Annotated in this window: 15 protein-coding genes and 1 tRNA gene; 4 read left to right on the forward strand and 12 right to left on the reverse strand. The window is 46.5% G+C overall.

Annotated elements, in window-relative coordinates; all coding sequences use genetic code 11:
- The 4 genes from IKW96_RS03765 to IKW96_RS03780 form a co-directional block, all read right to left on the reverse strand.
- Nucleotides 1-892 (reverse strand): hypothetical protein (locus IKW96_RS03765; RefSeq protein ID WP_296570467.1); only part of this gene is annotated, 892 nt, incomplete at its 3' end.
- A 195-nt stretch (nt 893-1,087) separates the two neighbouring features.
- Nucleotides 1,088-1,163 (reverse strand) — tRNA-Thr (locus IKW96_RS03770).
- A 264-nt stretch (nt 1,164-1,427) separates the two neighbouring features.
- Entirely contained in the window at nt 1,428-2,366 is a 939-nt protein-coding gene (locus tag IKW96_RS03775) for a hypothetical protein (RefSeq protein WP_296570470.1), read from the reverse strand.
- Nucleotides 2,367-2,456: 90 nt separating this feature from the next.
- Nucleotides 2,457-3,413 (reverse strand): AraC family transcriptional regulator, encoded by a 957-nt coding sequence (locus IKW96_RS03780; RefSeq protein ID WP_296570472.1) that lies wholly within the window; start codon nt 3,411-3,413, stop codon nt 2,457-2,459.
- A gap of 121 nt (nt 3,414-3,534) precedes the next feature.
- On the opposite strand from IKW96_RS03780, the gene IKW96_RS03785 reads away from it, so the two are divergent.
- From IKW96_RS03785 to IKW96_RS03795, 3 genes are read left to right on the forward strand one after another with little or no spacing between them, the layout of a single operon-like run.
- Nucleotides 3,535-4,533, forward strand: coding sequence for an ATP-binding cassette domain-containing protein (locus tag IKW96_RS03785; RefSeq protein WP_296570475.1), 999 nt, complete (start codon nt 3,535-3,537; stop codon nt 4,531-4,533).
- Nucleotides 4,530-5,333, forward strand: a complete 804-nt coding sequence (locus IKW96_RS03790; RefSeq protein WP_296570478.1) for an ABC-2 family transporter protein — start codon at nt 4,530-4,532, stop codon at nt 5,331-5,333. Before IKW96_RS03785 ends, IKW96_RS03790 begins: the two co-directional genes overlap by 4 nt.
- Nucleotides 5,334-5,337: 4 nt before the next feature.
- Nucleotides 5,338-6,141 carry an ABC-2 family transporter protein gene (locus tag IKW96_RS03795; RefSeq protein ID WP_296570481.1) on the forward strand — a complete coding sequence of 268 codons (804 nt, stop codon included), beginning with the start codon at nt 5,338-5,340 and terminating at the stop codon, nt 6,139-6,141.
- A gap of 97 nt (nt 6,142-6,238) precedes the next feature.
- On the opposite strand, the gene IKW96_RS03800 is transcribed toward IKW96_RS03795, so the two are convergent.
- The 7 genes from IKW96_RS03800 to IKW96_RS03830 all read right to left on the reverse strand — a co-directional run bounded on the left by IKW96_RS03800 (nt 6,239) and on the right by IKW96_RS03830 (nt 16,198).
- Complete coding sequence (locus IKW96_RS03800; RefSeq protein ID WP_296570484.1) at nt 6,239-7,039, reverse strand: hypothetical protein; 801 nt, start codon at nt 7,037-7,039, stop codon at nt 6,239-6,241.
- 14 nt (nt 7,040-7,053) lie between these two features.
- Nucleotides 7,054-8,808 (reverse strand): AAA family ATPase, encoded by a 1,755-nt coding sequence (locus IKW96_RS03805; RefSeq protein WP_296570486.1) that lies wholly within the window; start codon nt 8,806-8,808, stop codon nt 7,054-7,056.
- Nucleotides 8,809-9,053: 245 nt separating this feature from the next.
- Complete coding sequence (locus tag IKW96_RS03810) at nt 9,054-10,826, reverse strand: dockerin type I domain-containing protein (protein WP_296570489.1); 1,773 nt, start codon at nt 10,824-10,826, stop codon at nt 9,054-9,056.
- A 1-nt stretch (nt 10,827) separates the two neighbouring features.
- Nucleotides 10,828-12,669: a class I adenylate-forming enzyme family protein gene (locus tag IKW96_RS03815; RefSeq protein WP_296570492.1), complete on the reverse strand. Its 1,842-nt coding sequence runs from the start codon at nt 12,667-12,669 to the stop codon at nt 10,828-10,830.
- Nucleotides 12,670-13,592: 923 nt separating this feature from the next.
- On the reverse strand, nt 13,593-14,888 hold the full coding sequence (locus tag IKW96_RS03820; protein ID WP_296570496.1) for a sensor histidine kinase: 1,296 nt from the start codon (nt 14,886-14,888) through the stop codon (nt 13,593-13,595).
- 3 nt (nt 14,889-14,891) lie between these two features.
- Nucleotides 14,892-15,617 carry a LytTR family DNA-binding domain-containing protein gene (locus tag IKW96_RS03825; protein WP_296570500.1) on the reverse strand — a complete coding sequence of 242 codons (726 nt, stop codon included), beginning with the start codon at nt 15,615-15,617 and terminating at the stop codon, nt 14,892-14,894.
- On the reverse strand, nt 15,614-16,198 hold the full coding sequence (locus IKW96_RS03830) for an accessory gene regulator ArgB-like protein (RefSeq protein WP_296570503.1): 585 nt from the start codon (nt 16,196-16,198) through the stop codon (nt 15,614-15,616). The genes IKW96_RS03825 and IKW96_RS03830 overlap by 4 nt, the downstream gene beginning before the upstream one ends.
- Before the next feature lie 194 nt (nt 16,199-16,392).
- On the opposite strand from IKW96_RS03830, the gene IKW96_RS03835 reads away from it, so the two are divergent.
- Nucleotides 16,393-19,383 carry a leucine-rich repeat protein gene (locus tag IKW96_RS03835; protein WP_296570506.1) on the forward strand — a complete coding sequence of 997 codons (2,991 nt, stop codon included), beginning with the start codon at nt 16,393-16,395 and terminating at the stop codon, nt 19,381-19,383.
- A 58-nt stretch (nt 19,384-19,441) separates the two neighbouring features.
- Here IKW96_RS03835 and IKW96_RS03840 read toward each other — a convergent pair whose 3' ends face one another.
- Nucleotides 19,442-20,575, reverse strand: coding sequence for a sugar-binding protein (locus IKW96_RS03840; RefSeq protein WP_296570508.1), 1,134 nt, complete (start codon nt 20,573-20,575; stop codon nt 19,442-19,444).
- Nucleotides 20,576-20,601 lie beyond the last annotated feature (26 nt).

A 20,601-nucleotide genomic window follows, 5' to 3' on the forward strand; every position in this document is an offset into this window, starting at 1 on the left:
ACACAGTGTGACCATTTATTACTTCATATCTATTATTCTTCTGTATCGTAGGCGGCCAAAGAGGTAACAATTCCGGCTTTTTCCTTACAAGTGTAACCCGGAAGTTTTCATGACAAAACGCTACAAGTTTTTTGAATATTACCTCATTAGAGTCTGAGAAATGTACACGATAAACAGTATAGCTGTTCATATATCGCAGTTTAAGCTTCCCTATCTTCTCAAGGAAAACGCCATTTTCATTAATATAATTTGATGAAACAAGAATATAGTCGGTATTTGCTTCTATTGTATCGCCCTTGTGTATCTTTCGACCTTCGCCTGAATGATATGTAAACAGAGCGTTGTTGTTAATAAAACCATCGGCGTAATTTGAAAGGTATTTGTCAAGGTAATATCCATATTTAGACAAATACAAGCTATAAGACCTGTCATTCGCAGGAATAAAATCGAGTTCACAAAGTGTTGTTTCAGAAGGAGACAGTCGAGAAATACTATATTTTGATGTATATTTAGCCTTTTCTATATTACTTTTATCAGCTATTGTAACTTCAGCATCCGCTGCTATTTTCAAAATATCATATGGTATGGACGGAAATCCTATCTTTAATTCATAATCATTGCGCATATTGTTTCTTCTGATGTATATCGGTACGCCGACTCTATACTGGAGAGAACAGGAACTACCGGTTGAATCAACCCTTTTTTCACAAAAATCAGATTCGTCTGTTCGTTTGCCATGACGAAAGAAGCCGTTAATAACTAAACCAACGTATTCTCCGCACGCTGGACAAGTGAATCTATGAGTATCAAGAGGGATGCTTTGATTATGATACTTAGAGGCGTTGACTTCTACAGGAATCGAGCTTATAAAATTATCTAACGCAGTATTCACCAATAACGCCTCCTTGTTTGATAATATATATAATATTATACCACAATCAGTGTATCATTTCAATACATTTTACCATCTTTGAGCATAAATAATAAATGTGGATTATCATCGAACAGCGCTTTATATACAACCCGAGGTTCAAAAATGAGAAAAAAGCAAAAACCGCTTAGAAGGCTATTCTAAGCGGTTTGTCATTGGAGCTTGTGACGGGACTCGAACCTGCGACCTGCTCATTACGAATGAGCTGCACTACCAACTGTGCTACACAAGCATTATTAAATTTTTGAATTTGTAAGGTGCTGCACGGTTGTCGCTTTATTTTCAGTCCGAGACCTGCTCATTACGAATGAGCTGCACTACCAGCTGTGCTACACAAGCATAATCAACTCTGCAACATAAATATTATACATCAAAAGAGGAGCATTGTCAAGAAAAATTTCTGACAAAGAGAGCAGATACAATTCTATTCTTTTTAAAGTGAAAACAGCGGCTGTAAATATCACAGCCGCTTTATAATATCCACATTTTTCAGATGTCAGGTAAAAATAAGCGCTCCGCTTTCCTCCATCATATTAAGCAGGAAATACCGCGCTTCTTCGCGGAGTTCAGGCTTCGCCATATAGTACATATAAGTTTCGATCTTGTTCAGTGTACTTGCAGTCCTTCCCTCTATCTTGAACTGCTCAAAGCCCATGGGCACGTACTTCTCCCATATAGCTTCCGGAGATATATGTGTCTTCAGCTCGCGGATATCAAAAATATTGCGCTTGGAATATGGGCAGCTGCTGAAATGATTGAGATCGTATTTTTCAAGGTCAAAGGGTACATTTGGATACTTTTTTATGTGATTGCAGAAGGCAATCTGCTGCTGACTGATATCCTTATAATGCTGTGCTCTTCCCTGACATTCCGGCTGACAGCAGGCATTTACCAGAAGCTCGACGTCCTTTTTCCGCGGCAGCTCCTCAAGAATATCAAATCTGTTGTTAAGATCATAATCCGCGACAACAACATGATAGTCCTTTTCAAGCTCGGAAATGAGGGCTTCCTTAGTATCAAGGCGCTTGCAGGTCGAACTGGTAATCTTATACTTCGGGAACTCCCTGCGGATGTAGTCCTCAAGAAGCTGAGAAGCCACGATGACCTCGTTCATGCCGTTATTGGCAAGATGAAGCATCATATTACAGCGCTCGTCACTGAGATGTTTTTTCTCGAGCATTACGTTTGTGAAAGTAAATCGCAGCGGTATCCCGCGGTCGTTGAACTCCTTTATTACCGCTTTCATGTAGTTCTTATCCGTATTTCCGCCCTGCGACCTGCCGCCGTTCCAGAGACACGGCGGAAAAACTCCGTAAAACGAAGCTATCTCCACTCCTTCACGGAAGAATCCGGGGTGATTTTTCAGCATTTCCGCAAAAAGCAGATTGAGTTTGAAGCTTCCCGAAAAATCAGGAAGATGAAATCTTACTTTCATATTTTTCTCCTGTAATATCAAACTTTAATATCCTGCCATTTTTCTTAATTATACCACCAAACGACCTGATAGTCAAACTCTGTGATACCTTCATCTGCTCCTTGCGTTATCAGACTGCGACAGAACATCGTTCAACTCCAGGACCGCCTGTTCGTGTCCTTCATCGCTGAGGCTCCTGCGGTATTCGCTTGGACTTATCCCGAGCTCTCTGCGGAAGGACTCCGCATAGTAGCTTGCGCCCGAAAATCCGCAGGCAAGCCCTATCTCCGTGACCGTCATATTCGTGCCGCGAAGGAGTTCTATGCTCCTTTTCAGGCGGTATTCGTTGAGGTACTTCATAGGCGGCGTAAAAAGGAACCTCTCAAACATATTTCCGCAGGTTCGCTTTGACACGAAGCCTGCCGCCGCAATATCGTCAAGGCTTATCTTTTCCGCGTAATGCCCGTCGATATATGCGATCATCGCTTTCATAGCCGTCAGCTGCGAGCGCTCGGTCTGCGGCTTTTCATCAGGAGCAACGTTCTCTGCGACCTCGCTCCAGATAAGATTGATCATCCCTGCTATAGCCGACTTTGCAGTCTTGTCATTGCGCTTCCTGTCCATGAGCATGAACCAGTTGAGTATATTTTCCTGCCACTCCACGCCTTTCTGCAGAAGTATATAATCAAAGGACGAATTCAGAAACGGGTGTACGAGCTGCTGCTCCACTTCCTTTGATATGCACAGGAGCATAGGGTGGAAAATGAGCACATAATAATAACATTCGCGCAAATCCTCGGTCTGTGACGAGTGTATCCTGCGCGAATTGATGATTATCCCCTCGCCTGTACGGACTCTTACAAGTTTTCCGTTTATGTTATAAATGAGCTCGCCCATTGCGGGAACGAGTATTTCTATATCCTCATGCCAGTGTGCAGGCATAGAATTGTTTGCATAGGCGCTGTGCCGTCCTTTAAAGAATCCGTAGGGCACATCGGCGCAGCTGTATCTTACCTTTTCGCTTCGGTCGCTGTTAACTTCAAGGTCATACCAATTTCGCAGTCTCATATACTTCTTTTTCCTTTTTGTTATACTAATATGCAATATTACGATTGACAGGCTGCTGCGAGCCGTAATATAATAATATCACACAAAAGCACATACGTCAACATCAGAGAGGTGAAACAAAATGGGAATAATAGAAATAAAGAATGTAACAAAGGAATTCAGGGTGCTCAACCGCCGCGAGGGCCTGAAAGGCAGCATAAAGGACCTGTTTTCGAGAAATTACAAGACAGTCCGTGCTGTTGACAACGTAAGCATGACCATAGAACAGGGCGAGATAGTCGGCTATCTCGGACCAAACGGCGCAGGGAAATCCACCACCATAAAGATGATGACAGGCGTTCTTGAACCAACTTCCGGAGAAATACTGACAAACGGCATAATCCCTTATGAGAACCGCGCCAGGAACGCTCAGGAAATAGGCGTCGTATTCGGTCAGCGCTCACAGCTCTGGTGGGCTCTGCCCCTTGTGGAGTCATTCAAGATACTGAAAGACATATATCAGATAAGCGACGAGAATTACGACGGCATGATAAAGCTCTACAGTTCACTTGTGGACATCGAGCCTCTTCTCCACAAGCCTGTACGTCAGATGTCCCTCGGACAGCGCACTCTCAGCGATATTCTTGCAGCTTTCCTGCACGACCCTAAGATAGTATTCCTTGACGAGCCGACTATCGGACTTGACGTTTCCATGAAGTCGAAGATACGCACTCTCATACAGGCTCTCAACAGGGAAAAGAATACCACGGTAATACTCACGACCCACGATATGGGCGACGTTGACGCCCTGTGCCGGCGTATAGTCATAATCGACAAGGGAAAAATGCTCTACGACAACGATATCGAACATCTCAAAAGCTTTTTCGGCTCATACAGAACACTGAAGATACGCACCGGCGGCGAACTCAAAGAGCAGGCTGAGAGCATTAAAAAGGAGCTCCCCGACTTTCCGGTCACAGCCGACGACGAGTGGATATCCGTGCTTGTTGACGAGGAAAAGTCAAAGGTCATAGATGTCCTCGGACAGCTTCAGAAGTCCCATAAAATAAAGGATATGCAGCTTGAGGAGATATCCACCGAGGAGGTAATAAAGAAAATATACGAGGAGGGTGTTGCATGAAGCTGAAAAAATACCTCACCCTCACAAAAGCAGGCATAATGGAGTCATTGCAGTTCAGACTGGGCACATTCGTTATGGCTGTGGGCAACCTGCTTTACCTCATCGTCGTATACTACCTTTGGAAAGCGATTTACGCCTCCGCAGGAAGCGACACCGTAAACGGCATGACGTTTTCGGACACGCTCATATATCTTGTACTTGCCACGGCGCTTTTCAACTTCATGGAAATGTACACCGTATGGGAAATGGGGCGCTCGATACAGTCGGGAAAGATAGTGCTTGAGCTGCTAAAGCCGATGAAATACCGCAATTACCTCTTCTGGACATACTCGGGACAGTTCGTGACCAATTTCTTCTTCACGTTCCTGCCGACATTCATTGTCGTTGCGATAGTTACCCACGGAGCAGTACATATGGGGCTCAACCTGCTGTTCTTCATTATATCCGTAATTATGGCGATATCCCTCAATTACAGCATAAACTTCCTTGTTGGCACGATATGTGTATATACCGAGTCCATATGGGGAATAAACATCATGAAACAGGTAATAGTCCTGCTTCTTTCGGGAGCTACCATACCTCTTGCGTTCTTCCCCGAACCGTTCAGGACAATAACCCATTATCTGCCGTTCCAGTCCATATACAACGCGCCGCTTTCCATACTGCTGAACGCTCACCCCGAGCCTGAGGAGCTCATGGTAACTCTCGGTACTCAGCTTTTGTGGTGTATCGGCATGGCAGTACTCAGCAAGCTGTTCTGGAAGGTTTCTCTGCGGCAGATAACCGTGAACGGAGGCTGATGACATGAAAAGAAAGAGTCTGAGATTTTACCTCAGGATATACTTCAGGATACTCGCTCAGGACTTAAAAAGCAAGATGAGCTACCGTGCGGATTTCATAATCTCCACAATAGGCATGATATTCACCAATATCGCAGGCTTTGTAAGCTTCTGGATACTTTTCAGGAACTTTCCGTCCATAAACGGCTGGGGATATTACGAAATGCTGTTCCTTTACGGCTTTTCGCTGGTAGCCATCACTCCCGTGCAGTGCCTTTTCGACAACAACTGGAGCCTCAGAATGGCTGTGTATTCGGGAGATTTCATCAAGTACTGCTTCCGCCCCATAAATATTTTCTTCTATTATCAGTCGGAGGTCTTCGACATCAAGGGGCTCGGACAGCTTGCATTCGGACTTGGTACGCTTATCTACTCGTGGACTAAGATAGGACTTGGCTTCACGCCGCTGATACTGCTGAAAATGACAGTATTCCTCATTACCGCTTCGCTGGTCATGATAGCCATGCAGAACGCGGCAGCGGCTACCTGCTTCTGGATAATGAACTCCTTCTATGTCCTCGACCTCGTAACGCGCTTCAAGGACTACGCAAAGTACCCGATCACCATATTCAGTCCCGTTTTCAGATTTATATTCACATTTCTCATGCCTATCGCATTCATAGCCTATTACCCGAGCCTTGTGATACTACGCCCCGACGAAGTGCCCCTGCTTTCGTGGCTTTCGCCGTTTATCGGAGCGTTCTTCTTCTGGCTCAGCTACAAGTTCTGGATGCACGGCGCACTGAAATACAACGGAACAGGTTCGTAAAGCATAAAAACAGCCGGAACAGCGACATAAACCGCTGTTCCGGCTGTTTTATTCAGGCATATTACAGGTTTCTGAAGAGGTCTGCTTATTTCTTCGGCTAAAATTTATAAAACTGTGCACAGGAAACGTACTTTCCCGAAAAAGCAGTACCCTCGTTCTTGTCGAAAAGCATTCTGCAGATACTGAGAATGGTGCTGTATTTCTTGGTATTCCGCGTATTTATGCACTTCCCGAACTCTGCTGTGATGTTTATCGGTACAGGCACTTCGTCAAAGTAGGACAGCGCCTCTTTCAGCAGGTGGGAGCTGTGCGAATTTGCGGTCAGCTTGTTGAGTATCACGGCAGCCGCCTTTATTATGCGGTTTTCCGCACGGTCCGGAGTAAAAACGTCATGGCGCACGTATACCCGCTCGCGGTGGACGAGATTACGGCGGATATTCTCTGCAAAAAGGATAGTTCCCTGTACAGATGTGAGGTTGTCCTCACGGCTCGCATACGCGGAAAGTACGCCGCTTTTGATTATTTTTACGGTCTCGCCCGCAAAAACGGATATGAAATACTCCATAAAGTTTGTTCCGGGGTCGTAATTCAGCTGATCGAAGTTATATCCGCACCGCCTGCAAAACTCGTTGCACAGCGCTTTCCCTGCGTTTGCAGCGCCGCTTTCTGACGGAGGCAGTATCTCCAGAAGAGTTCCGTCGGCAAAACAGGCAAATCCGCAGTAATCCCCTGCAAAAAAGAGCTTTTTTCCGTTTTTCCGACCGACATACACAGCTTTCCTGCCGTCGGCAGCACAGACCTCGGCAAACTCGCCGAGCATTTTTGAGAGCTCGCCGTTTTCGGGAGAAAACTCCGCGATACTTTCATTGGCTGATACGCAAATATATTTTGTGTACATTATATTCTCCGTTCTCAGGAAACGCTGTAGATGTTCGTGAAGTGCTCCTTTTTCCAGTTTTTCGGGTCGCCGAGGCGGTACAGCTTCTGTCCCGAATCAAAGCGCTTGATATACTTCGGAGTAATACATTCGATGAAGTGATTATCGTCGTTGAGCACGAGCTTTATCCTCTCGTAGTCGTCGAAGAAGTACTCCTGCAGAAGCGGTATTATCTTCGTGGAAAAGACCGCTCTCAGCTCGTCGAGAGTCTTTATACAGCCGCGGCTGTTCATGAAATAGGCATGACCTATGGCGTGTTCGCGGTCGTAGTAATACTCGATACGCTCATTCAGCGCAGTAAGGAGCTTGCAGAGGTCCACGCCGCCGCAGTTCCCGAGAAGCGACGGTATAGGCATCATCTCAGTGAAATCGAATCTTCTTCTCAGAGCCGTATCAAGCATGGCGATAGAGCGGTCTGCGGTATTCATGGTTCCCAGTATATAGAGGTTCGCAGGCACCGCAAACTCGGTCTGCGAATAGGGAAGGGTTATTGAAGTACCGCGCTTCGACTCCTCGATAAGCGTGATGAGCTCGCCGAAGATCCTTGAGATATTTCCTCGGTTTATCTCGTCTATGATAGCTACGAAGTTCATATTCGGGCTCTTTGAAGCCTTTTCGCAGAGCGCCTTGAAAACGCCGTTGTACGGACGGTATATGACGGTGGTCTCGGAATGGGCAACATTCGTATCATTGCCGTACTTGTCAACTACAACAGGTCGTATGCCCTCGACGAACTCCTCATAGCTCAGGGACTGGTGAAATGTGGTGAACTTTATCTGTCCTGTAGCGGCATACTGGTCGTAACGCTGCCTTATGGCGCCGTAGGTCTCGCCTTCGGCTATCTTCCTGCCCTCAACGAGCTCAACGGCATACTTCACCACGTTGTAGGTCTTACCTGTTCCGGGAGGTCCGTAGAGTATCTGATTGAGGGGAGCTTTTTTATCCTCCTCATCTTCTTCCTCGTCCTGCACGTCAGACATGGCCTGAGCGTGCTGAGCGTTGACAAGCTCCCACGACATTATATCAAATGCCCTCAGATTCTTGAATTTGAAGTTTGCGTTGCGGTAATCAAGTATCTTATGGCAGTTTATGACATACTGGGTTATATCGCCCACGGTCTTGAGCTCGACGCCGAGAGCGTCATAGACCATTGAATCCGTGGCTCTTTCGCCGAGTATAGGGAACGAGAACGGTTTCAGACAGTGAAGTATCCTCGACATTACGAATACGGGCAGTCCCGAATCCCTTAGCTGGGAATTAATCATTTTCTGAGCCGTCACAAGGAGCTTGTTGTCGTTTTCAAGTCCCGAAAGGTTGATACACATCTTGAAAAAGAACTGTATTGCTTCATCTTTTTCGGCAATTATCGACTCCTTGAAGGAAAACGGAGCCGTCAGGAACTCCATTTCCTGCTTTTCGACGATGTGGCTGAACAGCATTCTCGAGCCTCTGCTCCATATCTTTTCGAGGCTCAGCTCCAGCTCGCGCTTGTCGTTGTGGAGCAGATGACTTTTCTGGATACGGAATTTCAGCTCGCTCCTGTCGTTTGTCCACAAGCCCAGCGACAGGTAATAAAGCAGCTCCAGGTCATGGAAATCAATAATTGTGGTCTTTCTCAGTTTTTCATAGCATTCCAGTGCTTCGCAGACTGAGCGGTATGTTCCGTCAAATTCCTCAGGCTGGATCTCATTTTTATGTTTAAGCTCTTCAATAATGATCGTTTTATCCATATTTTATGCCAACCTTTCCGATAGTATCCTACAATAATTGTATCATACCAACAAACCAAAGTCAACGGAATCTGAAATTTTTACACATCATTCACAAAGAAATGCGATTTTTGTGGCGTAATTAATTTTTTTACTCAAAGATATACCGCCGCTGCTGAAATAAAGCAAAACAGGCATAAAAGAACATTTCCTTTATGCCTGTTTCCGTTATAATTCTGTTTTTCAATAAGGTCGTACCAAAGCGCTTACTTGCTGAACATATTGATGTATGCTGCAAGGATAAGAGCGTCCATAAGGTCGATAGAGCCGCTTCCGTCAATATCGGCATACTTCATTTCAGCGTCTGTAAGAGGTCTTACGCCGAATACATGAGCAGCTATCATCAGGAAGTCTGTGGAAGTGATAGCGCCGTCGCTGTTTACATCGCCGAGCATTCCGTTGTCAACGTCTGAAACTTCCTCTGCATCTGTCTCCTGAGGCTCCTCAGCAACACCGTTTCTCTCGCATATGAGATCGTAGAGGTTGTCGTAGAGTATGCCTGCGATCTCCTTGTGACCGTTCTCATTCGGGTGGGGATCGAAGTCGTCCTCAGGTGAGATGTCGTATACGTCAACGTAGATAGCGCCTGTTTCCTCTGCAACCACCTGGAGCTGCTTGTTGAGGCGCTGTATCTGAGGATCAACGTTCTTGCCTGCCATCTTCATAGCGATAGGTGCAGCGATCTCCTCTGCAATAGCCTTTTCAGCTGCTGCTTCATTTGCTGTACGGTACTTAGCCATTACAGCCATGAGCTCTGTGAGCTCTGAAACATCGTCGTAATTCTTAACGAGGTCGATAGCTTCCTGAAGCTCTGAGATATCGTCGTACTTGAGCATGAGAGCGAGGATATCTTCCTGTGCAGGATTTCCCTCTGTTGCTTCCATAATTGCTGCAAGCTCTTCCAGCTCGCTGATATCGTCATAGTTCTCGACCATAGCAAGAAGCTCTCCAAGCTCTGCCTCGTCGTTATATTTATCCATTACTTCCTTGAGTTCTGTTAACTGGTTTGCCTTGTTTGTAAGGTTTTCTATATAATCTGTGGACTGCTTTCCGCTTACTGTGAGCTCGCCCTCGCTTGCTGCCGCTAATTTTGCAGCTTCTGCGTATATCTTTCCGAGCACCTCATAGATGTCATCTTCTGTTGCTGCTGCGCTCTCATCTGTGCGGTAGGGGTTGAACATACCCAGGAGAGCGATGTCAGCGTTGCCGTTGAGCTCCTTGACAGCCTCAACAACGCCCTTTACGTGGCTTGCAGAATCATCAACGAGCTGATCTGCCATCTGGCTTACATTGTACATATAAACAGCAGCCTCGATGAAATCGTCAGATGTGATGTTGTCCTTGTTTTCAATGAGGATCTGAAGTCCGCCGCCGATAGCTGTCTGTGTATCCATGCCGAAGAGTGTGAGCATGAGAGATGTTCCTGCAGCCTGAAGGATAGGATTGTCGCCGAATACCATCTGCGGGATTATGCTCATAACGATATCGTTTCCGCCGAGCTGAATGCTTACGAGGTCAGCTTCTGCGAGGTACTTTGTGTAGTAATCATGGTAGGGGATAAGCACATCGCTTGCACCCTCGCCAACAAATCTCTCAAGGATATTTGCTGCAAATTCGCCCTTGTTTCCGGGTATCTTAATGGTATTTTCGATATCCTCCGCACGGTATGCAGTAGAAGCAAGGTTCGTGCCCTTTACATTGAAGCCCTTTTCCTCGCCGAGATTCTGCAGATAGTCTGTGAATACAGCAGGATATGCGCCCTGTACAGGGTTTGCAAGGAGCTCCTCAGTTATAGTAAGAGCGGGATCCTCTGCAAGATCGCCTCCTGCGAGACCGAAGCCTGCTGCGATACTGTCGCCCAGTGCTACATAGTTGTAATTCTTTGCTCCTGTGTCATCTGCTGCAAAAGCTGCTGTGCCTGCATAGCTGCCCAGCATAGCTGCTGAAACAACGACTGATAAGATCTTTGACGCTTTCATTTTACTTATCCTCCTCAGATTTCTTTTCATTTATCGGAATAACAAAATTTCTGCCTGTTTTAATCCTTACGGTGCTGCCGTTCTCGGAGTAATCCACCAGCATAAGGCGACCGTCCTCGCATGGTGTGAGATATCCCTTGTAGTCGTGTGCAAGCAGGATATAGTCTCTCTTTGCTGTGATCTCGCCGATCTCAAATTCCTTGTAGAACTTTACAGCGTTGAGGTGATACTTGTCGCAGATATACTTTACAAGCTCTGCGCTGGGCTCTGCCTCGTCGGGATCGAGTATTACCTGACCAACAACGTCGTAGCCGCCCTTTTCGTTCCTGAACGCGCTGATCTCCCACTCGTTTATAGGATCGTTCTCATCGAGAGTGCTCTCTATCATGAACAGGTATACGCGCTTGCCGTTCTCGTCAACGTATGAGTCGGAAGCTCTTCCCATGATAGTGTATGAACCGTCAGCGTGTCTCATGGCGATATCGCCTGTTACGCCCCACTTTGTACCGTTTTCGTCAACATACCAGCGCTCGGCTGTTGCCTTGGGATTGTTGAGGTAGCGGTCGGCTGCCGCAGGGCTTGTAGCGTGGAGATTTGCGAGAACTTCGTTCTCTTCAACGAGGTTTCCGTTATCGTCTACCAGCTTTACGTGTACATACGGCTCAAGGGGCTTGCCTGTCTCGTTGGTCTTGGTCTCTTCGTCCATGAAGTATGTAACAAGGGTAGCTCCGCCCTCTTCGCTTGCGCCGCCGCCCAGTGAAAATCTTACCGTACAGCCGTTTTCGCGGAGCCATTTGTCTATCTTGCGGACTGAATTTATGTTTACAGCCTCTCCGCCCGAAGCGGGACGTCTGAAATTCTCAAGAGCAGTAGGCGAGATAACGCCCTGTCTTACGCTTGTGAGGTAGAAGCTTGCAGTTGCTACCGCACACTGGCAGTTTGTCTCGGAAAGGTCTTTTGCGAAGGTGTACTTATTGTAAATAGGTCTCGGAACAAGCGTACCGCCTCTTGCAAGGGGCATGATAGCGCATACTCTTTCTCCCGTCATGTGAGTGAGGGGGATACACTGGAAATTGCGCTCGCCCACGAAGTTCTGAGTATCGAGACCTGCGTGCATCTCAACATACGCATTCAGCGAATACTCCTTGTAAACAACGCATTTAGGCTTGCTTGTGGTACCGCTCGTATAGAAATAGCTTATATCACGGTCGAGGTCAGTCGGTCCGAGGTCGAGAGGGATATCGCTCTGTTCGCCGGCGATCCTCAGGTCTTCAAGACGTATGAACTCAACGCCCTTTATCTTGTCCAGATTCTGGAGGCAATCCATTATCTGCTCAACATTGAATACTTCCTGCATTTTCTCAGGCATTTCGGAAGTATCCAGGAACATTCCCTTCTTTTCGGCAGGAAGGAAGTCGTCGAGGTTCATAAGGATCACCTTTTTAATGCTGCTTTCAGCAAGGTGTTCTGTGAAGTAGGGCAGGAACGCGTCAAGTGTGACGATGATCTCCGAGCCCTTGTCCTGTGTATAAAGGTTAAAATCGTCCTTGAGGAAGAGGAAATTTACATTGTTGCTGACCGCTTTCAGAAGGTTGCAGGCGAAGAGGAGCATAAGGTTCTCGATGCTTACGGGCATACAGAGCGTAACTACATCGCCCTCTTTTACTCCTGCCAGCTTGAGTCCTCTTGCATAAGCCTCGCGGAGTGCAGGGAGCTCGCCGTATGTGATCCTGGTTCCGAAATAATCAAAGGCGTCGCCGTCAAGATTATCCTGATTGAAAGTCATGATATTATCGAAAATATTCATGTTGTAGATCTTAACCCCGTTGATCACACGATCCACTTTGGCCCATTCCGGGAATTTCCTCTCGATTGTGCAGGTATTGATTTGTGTAATTGTTTTCATAATTGCTGATCCTTTCATGGTAGTTTCTGAGCAGAGGCTCTGTTCAGTAGTACGGATATTATGCCGCTGCTTAAAAATGGCAACGATCTTACCCCATTAATGCCTGATAACCGCCGTGTTCCGCAGACGGAGCAGCAGCTCCCGTTCCGCAGTTCCAATAATAACACGGAAATTATTAAATAGTCATTAAATTTTGCCGCCGCAGCAATTTTTTTAATAATCGGCTCGGATCATCTAAGAGAAACAATCATCATACGATATCAATGCTTGAATCCACGGATATCGTCAGTTTTACCCCAATTCACCTCCCTATACTGTACAATAACGTCTTTGATAATAATTTAACATCGTTTTCCGCAAACGGCACCCTCAGCCGTTACAAGAAGCCATTACCCCGGGCTTTACGGATTGCTTCGACTATTATTGCTATGGTGATCATAATTCTGATAGAACCATTGTATAAGCAAATTAAAAATACCCAAGAAATATTATAACACACCTGAACATAAAAATCAACTATATATTGTCAGTTAACTATAAATTTACAATTACAATTCTGTCACATTGACCAACGGTCAGATTGCAAGGTCACGCGAACCTCCGATTTACCGCACTGCATTGATAAAATCCGGCATGAAGTGCGAATGTAACAATGTTTCTCACTTTCTCACTTTCTCACTTGCTTTCTTACTTTCTTGCTCACTTGAATGATTTAAATTGTTAAAGTACATTGTCAGGAGTTAAGATAGTGAGAAAGTGGGAAAGTGAGAAAGTGAGAAAGTGAGAACGTAAGAAAGTAAGCACGCAGCATTGCATATGCAAAAAGAAAGACGGATACAAAAGTATCCGTCCTTATGTCCTTACAGCTGGTCGTCGGGTATAGGTATGAGTATCTCCGTGATGAACTGCTCTTTTTCGGTGTGAGCGTTGAAGCTGCCGCTGTATTTCTCGCAGGCGCTCTTGATATTGGACATACCGATTCCCTGATGACCCATTTTCGTGCTGCGGAAGTGCTCTCCGCCGTCGGTAACGACGTTCTTGAAGCTGTTTTCCATGAGTATGAACACAAAATGGTTGTGCCGCTTTATGGAAAGCGAAACGCTGCGCTTTTCCTCGGGGAGCTCCGAACAGGCTTCAAAGGCGTTGTCGAGAAGATTTGAGAAAATAGCGGTGATATCGAGGTTTGAGATGAAGTCTATCTCCGTGTACTCCGCGTCCACCCTGAAGTCTATCTTCTGCTTGTCCGCCGCTTCGAGCTTGTTGTTGATGACAACGGTGAGAATGGCGTTATCGCACTCAAAACGGGGCATGAGCTTGTTGAGCTCGCTGGTGAGGAGCTCCTTGTAATGCTCGGCTTCGTCAGCCTGATTGGCGTTTATGAGCCCGTCCAGTGAGGCAAGGTGCTTCTTTACATCGTGGATAACGCGCCTTGAAGCGTTGTACTTTTCGTTGAGCGCCTTGTATGCATTGAGCTGGAGCTGAGACTGCTGAGTTACCAGATCGAGCTCCTTTTCCGTCCTGTATATCTTTGCGATCCTCCTCAGCAAGTAGGTAAGATACAGGTCAAACGCGAAGAATATCACCAGTACCACTATGATCTCTATCCTCGACTTTGACCTCTTGAAGTAATCGTTCAGCGCCGTGAGCAGCACTATCTCGCCGATAATGAGTATCAGGAACATTATGAGCTCCTGACTGCGGACGTTGTATATGCTTTTCTCCGACGCAATCATGACAAAGCTCTTTGTGATAGCAAGCATGACTATCAGGTTGAAGACTGTTGAAGCCGCGTAAAGGGCTTCGTCGGTCTGGAACGAAGCTGTCGGCACGTTCAGTATAAATCCGAGAAGCACCGAGCTGAACACCTCGACTACGCACATAATGACCACGAATATCATTACGAAGAACGCGACCCGCAGCGAAAAACGCTTATTGAATATGACCGCCATTGTGAACAGCACCAGGAAGGATACCGTAAAATTGAGCAGATTTATCCCAAGAGCATTGACTATCGTCATCGTCATGGCAGCCGCGAACATTATTCCCAGCTTTACCGGAAAAGAATACTTCGTTTTGGAGAATATTTTTTCAAATACAATTATGGCATAAGTGTTTATGGCTATTGCCGAAGCCAGATGAAGCAAGAAAAGTACCATGATCTACCCCTGTTTGATATAGTTTTTGATAAAGCGGCTGAATTCGTTCTGAAATTCTTTGATCTTCTTTTGTGCGATAGGGACTTCTATCCCGTTTGTTGTGTATAGTGTGAAGCCTGTTAGTTTGTCTATGTGTTCCATGTTTACTATGAAGCTTTTGTGGGGGGAAGTAAAGCTTTCCGAGTTCAACAGAGAGAATATCTCCGAGAGGCTGCCTTTTATGCAGTGCTTCTCGTTCTCGGTATATACGGTTATCCGCCGGTTGCCCGTATACTCGAATGCATATATGTTCCTGAGGTTCAGCAGCAGAGGACCTTCCATGCCTTTCAGCTGTATAACGGGGTCGTTTTCGGCGGTAGCCGTTATGTAATTCATCAGCTCGTCCAGTACGTTGATTATGCGCTCCTTCTTGAACGGCTTGACCACGAAGTCAAAGGGGTGTACCGAATAGCTCTGCAGAGCCAGCTCTGAGTGGTTCGTAACGTATACTATCCTTGAACGCCGTGATTTCGGGCGTATCAGATGTGCGGTCTTTATGCCGTCGATCCCGCCCATTTCGATATCGAGGAATATGAGGTCGAATCTGAGCGGACTTTCCACCAGCTTTTCGCCGCTGCTGAAGGTGTGTATCTCAAATCCCACCGAGTTTGCGTCCCTGAATTCGTTTACCGCTTCCTTTATGGAAGCTATCACGTTTTTATCGTCATCGCATACAGCAATGCTTATCATGTAGCAGCTCCTTTTCTGTTTTTGAGCCTTCCTGCCGCAAGCAGGAGACCCGTAATGAATACCGCCGCGGAAACCGTCAGTGCGAAATTATAAAGCCTGAAAACAGCAAATACCGTCCACAGCAGCAGCGCGGCGCAAGAGACCAGTACAGACCTCTTACGGAAGACCTGTCGTTCTGTAATGTCAAAGGGCTTGTTCGGAGTATCCACAGGCGCAAGACTGAGAATGAGCACCACGCCCATGCAGATAAAGCCGATAGATGTGAAGAGAGCCGCCGTGCCCCCGATGAGCTTTACCGCAGATATCACTGCCGAAAGCAGAAACATCGAAAGTATGAAGCAGACTATCCTCGAGCCTGCATGATAACCGCCGCAGCAGCCCCTTAAAAGCGCATAGGACAGGACAAATACCATTACCTCGGGTACGCTTTGCGTAATGAGCGCAGTTGCGATCATCATTGCGGAAATGATGGTTTTCATGATGAGAAGCTCCAGTCCGTAACGGACTATCTCCGCGTTTTCATCGTCCACGAAACCGCGGTCCAGGAGCTTTTTCATAATCGGGTCAAGAAGTTTTTCCATAATTATGCTCCTTTACAGCTTTGATCAGTGTGTTTCCGTGTAAATTAAATAAACATCATAATTATATATCATCTTTGTATCAAAAGTCAAGCATAAATACCTAAAGTGTTGACTTTTGTTCTGAAATGTTATATAATGTTCATAATAATCCACATTATATGTGTTATTGAAAAAATCACAGGAGGGATCTGACCATGAAAAAATTAATATCTGCACTTGCTGCATTTGCAATTATATGCGGCTCATTCACAGGTATTTCATCGCCTTCGGTTTCAGTTTCTTCTGCCAGTGCAGCAGAAGTGGGGGCAGCTGATATCTACGATTACGACGGCGCTGACAAAAAGACCGATACTATTGAAAAAGGCGGCGTTGTATATGACGTATACGAGAACGCTTCGGGAAAATATGCCGTTCTCTCGTCAGTAAAGGACGCATCAATACGCGAACTCACCATACTCGCTGTTGTATCCTTAAAGGAGCAGACAGCAGAAGATACAGAAACAATAGAGATCGGCGACGACGGCGTAATAAACGATAACGAAGCAGACGGCATACCCGTTGTAGCTATCGGTTACGCAGCCTTCAAGGACTGCGAGTGCTTGGAAAAGCTCAATCTTTCAAAGAATATCGCCGTTTTCGACTGGAGCTCCATCGCCGAGATATCCATCTGCGAGATAAACGCTCCCGATGACAGCGAGTACTTCGCTTCGGAAGAGGGCATTTTATACACCAAGGACATGAAGACCCTTGTTGCCTGCCCTCCCGGTATAATGAAAACAGAGATAAACGTCTCGGACAAGACCGAAAAAATAGGTGAATTTGCGTTTATATGCTGCAAGGACATCTTACAGGTGGAAATGCCGGGCTCTGTTACCGAAATAGGTCCTTATGCCTTCTTCGGCTGCAGCGTTATCACAGACATGAAGCTCTCCGAGAACCTGAAGAAAATAAACGTCTATGCCTTTGCAGGCTGCAAGTCGCTCAAGGAGCTCACTATCCCCGAAAGCGTTGAGACCATATGTGCAGACGCTTTCAAGGACGCAGGCTGCACAGAGACAGAGGGAGACATCTTCTACGTTGACAAATGGGCTGTAGGCTCTGAACCCGTTATCGAGACCGGCGACATAAGAGAAGGTACTGTCGGAACCTGCGAGGGACTTTTCATATCAAGGAATTACCTCAGGACCATTTATGTTCCCGCTTCCGTAAAGCACGTTGGAAGCTATCTTGCCTTAGGCATCAATATGCCCCTTGAAAGAGTCGATTTCTACTGTCCGGAGATACCCGAAAGATGTATCGGCTGTGTCGGCGTAAAGGAGATCACCATCAACGACCCCAAGTGTAAGATCGCCAACGCTTCAAACGCCCTGCCCTCCTACTGGAGAGAGGTAGAGCCGTATACGGGAACTATCGAAGAGGATACTATAGATTATACTCTTGAACGTGAAAGTGTAAAAGTTCATGCAGCCAATTCGGCAGCTTCAACCCGTCATATAGCTATAAATACAGTTCTGACGGAGCTCAGCACCAATAACGATAAAAATGAAGATCCCGACGATACTGTAATAACAAGGGTAAACAGAACTGCCGTAACAGCAGATAGCGCAAAAATCAGCGATAACAGCGTAATACAGCAAAAAGTACAGTACTACACGGAGAAGGCAAAGAGCACCGAAGATCTTCCCATGAGAAATGCCGCTCCCATAAAGAGAAACAAGCCCGTCAAGTATGACACCATTATCCGCGGCTACAGCAACTCCACAGCAGAGACCTACGCTCTGAGATACAAGAGGGTATTCGAGGAGTTCGTTCCTGCGTCGGCAAACGTCGGCCCCGATATAGTTACCGATGAAGATGCAAACATAACATACTGGATATACGGCAAATCATGCGCTACCGCAAGACTTGACGGTCCTCACGATCAGTACACGGACGTTGTTGTTCCCGATAATATCAACGGTGTCCCTGTAACGACCTTTGTTGTAAACTGCAATCTGTACGCAGGCAAGGTCACTCTCCCTGCGTCCATAGAAAATTTCTCGGACAATCTCGACCTTCAGGACGACAATACCGAGTATTATGAGGTAAGCGAGGATAACCCGTACTACAAGTCGGTGGACGGCATTATTTACAATAAGGATATGACAGAGCTTATAAAAGTTCCGTCAAGGTACGAGTATGAAGAGGTAGTCGTTCCCGATACGGTAAAGACCATACACAGGGGCGCCTTCCACAGTCTCAGACACGTTAAAAGCGTAATACTCCCCGAGGGACTTGAAGTCATCGGCGCCAACGCTTTCTGCGGTTCATCAAAGCTCTGCAAGATATATATGCCGGAGACTCTCGATACTATCTGCGACAACGCATTCAACGGCTGTGTTGCCCTTGAGGAGATACTTATCCCCGACAGCGTAACTCACATCGGCTTCAATGCCTTTGACCAGTGCCCTGCTGTTGAGTACGAGGACGGTTACGGCTACCTTGAAGGCTGGCTGGTCGATGTTGATGAAGAAGTAAAAAATGTTGCTCCTAAGTACGGCACAAAGGGCATTGCAAGAGTGTCCGCAAGGAGCTCCATAACGATACCAAAAAGCGTTACCAAAATGAGCTGGGAAATGATACCCGATGACAGCTACAGCATTATGGAAAGAGCCGATGTTTTTGCAAATAAGATAGACTTTGACGCATTCAGGAGCGCATATTTCATGAAGGATATCTATATCTACGATCCCGAATGCGAAATATGCGCCGGAAATCAGACTATCCCCGCACAGCACCTTGAATTTGACGAGGACAGCACTTTTATCCGCACACTTTTTGACGAACCGCGCAGCTGCAACGCCCTTACAAGAACTCCCTACGGAGAACTTCGCATATACGGCGACACACACGCAGCAGATACGGTTATCCACGGCTATAAGGGCTCTACTGCAGAGCTGTACGCCGAGTACTACGGCATTAAGTTCTCGGCTCTCGACGATGAGACTGTCTACAAGAACGGCGACCTCAACGGCGACGGAAAGCTCACTGTGGCAGATTACCTGTACATAAACAAGTACATCGCAGGCAAATACCAGTTCACCGAGCAGCAGTTCCGCTCGGCAGACCTCAACGGCGACGGAAAAGCCGATGTATTCGATCTGGTCGAGTACAGAAAAGCACTTCTTTCCGATATAGATCAATAAAGGCAAAGGGCGTGATAGAAATTATCACGCCCTTTTTATAGAGTATTGGTAGAAAGCTTTATTTTTCCGCTGCCTTTGTTACAGCTTCGATGTATTTGCCCGAATCGTCCCACTTGTACATACCTGTGTTTACCATTACCTGCAGGTTGTCCTTTGTGAGGACTGTAGGAACGAGCAGATAGGACTGAACATACTTTGCACCGTTCTGATAGGACTCGGTATCGTATCTTACGTCAACTGCGAGAGAGTCGATAAGTCTGCCTGTAGGCGTCTCACCGTTGAGTATCCTCTTGCTGACCTCGAAAGCTACGCTTGCTTCATCGCGGACGTTCTTGAATACAGTCATGGACTGCTTTCCGTCAATGATATTCTTGAGGTTGTCGATATCGCCGTCCTGACCTGTTATAACAGGCTGATTATTGCCCTTGTAGTTTCCTGCGAGAGCCTTTGTTACGCCGAGTGCGGTAGAATCGTTGGCACATAATACTGCGTCGAGCTTTTCGCTTGTATAGTACTTGCCGAAGGTCTTCTTCATGTCCTTTTCGGCATTGCTTGTCAGCCAGCCCTTTGTAGCAGTATCCTCAAAGGTGGTATTGCCCGAGAGTATACGGAGCTTGCCCGATTCGATATAAGGCTGTATGACATCATAAGCGCCGTCGAAGAACATACGCGCATTGTTGTCTGCGGAGTCTCCCGATACTATCTCGATATTGTAAGGACCCGATGTGTGGTCAAGGTCGAGTGCGTCGCGTATATAGGCTCCCTGGAGTTTGCCGACCTCGAGGTTGTCAAAGGATATGTAATATGTGATAGCCTTTGTGTTCATGATAAGGCGGTCGTAAGCAACTACAGGCACACCCTTTCCCATAGCTTCGTCGAGAGGCTTTGCAAGGGCGTTTCCGTCTACTGCCGCGATGAGAAGAAGATCAACTCCCTCATTAAGTATGCCGAGAACATCATTGTTCTGGCGTGTCGCATCGTTATTTGAAAAAGTGAGCTTTACCTCATAGCCTGCCTTCTCAAAAGAATTCTTGAGGTATTCGCCGTCAGTGTTCCAGCGTTCGAGCTCGGCAGTTGGCATACATATGCCGACTGTCTTTTTGCTGTTGCTGTCTTTTTCATCTTTTGTTCCACACGATGTCATTCCGCACAGCATCACCATTGATGTGACTGCTGCAATCATTTTTTTCATCTCAATTATTCCTCCTTAAATTTCTG

Origin of the sequence: Ruminococcus sp., assembly GCF_017549005.1 — a bacterium.
In the GTDB taxonomy this organism is placed as follows: Bacteria; Bacillota; Clostridia; order Oscillospirales; family Ruminococcaceae; genus Ruminococcus.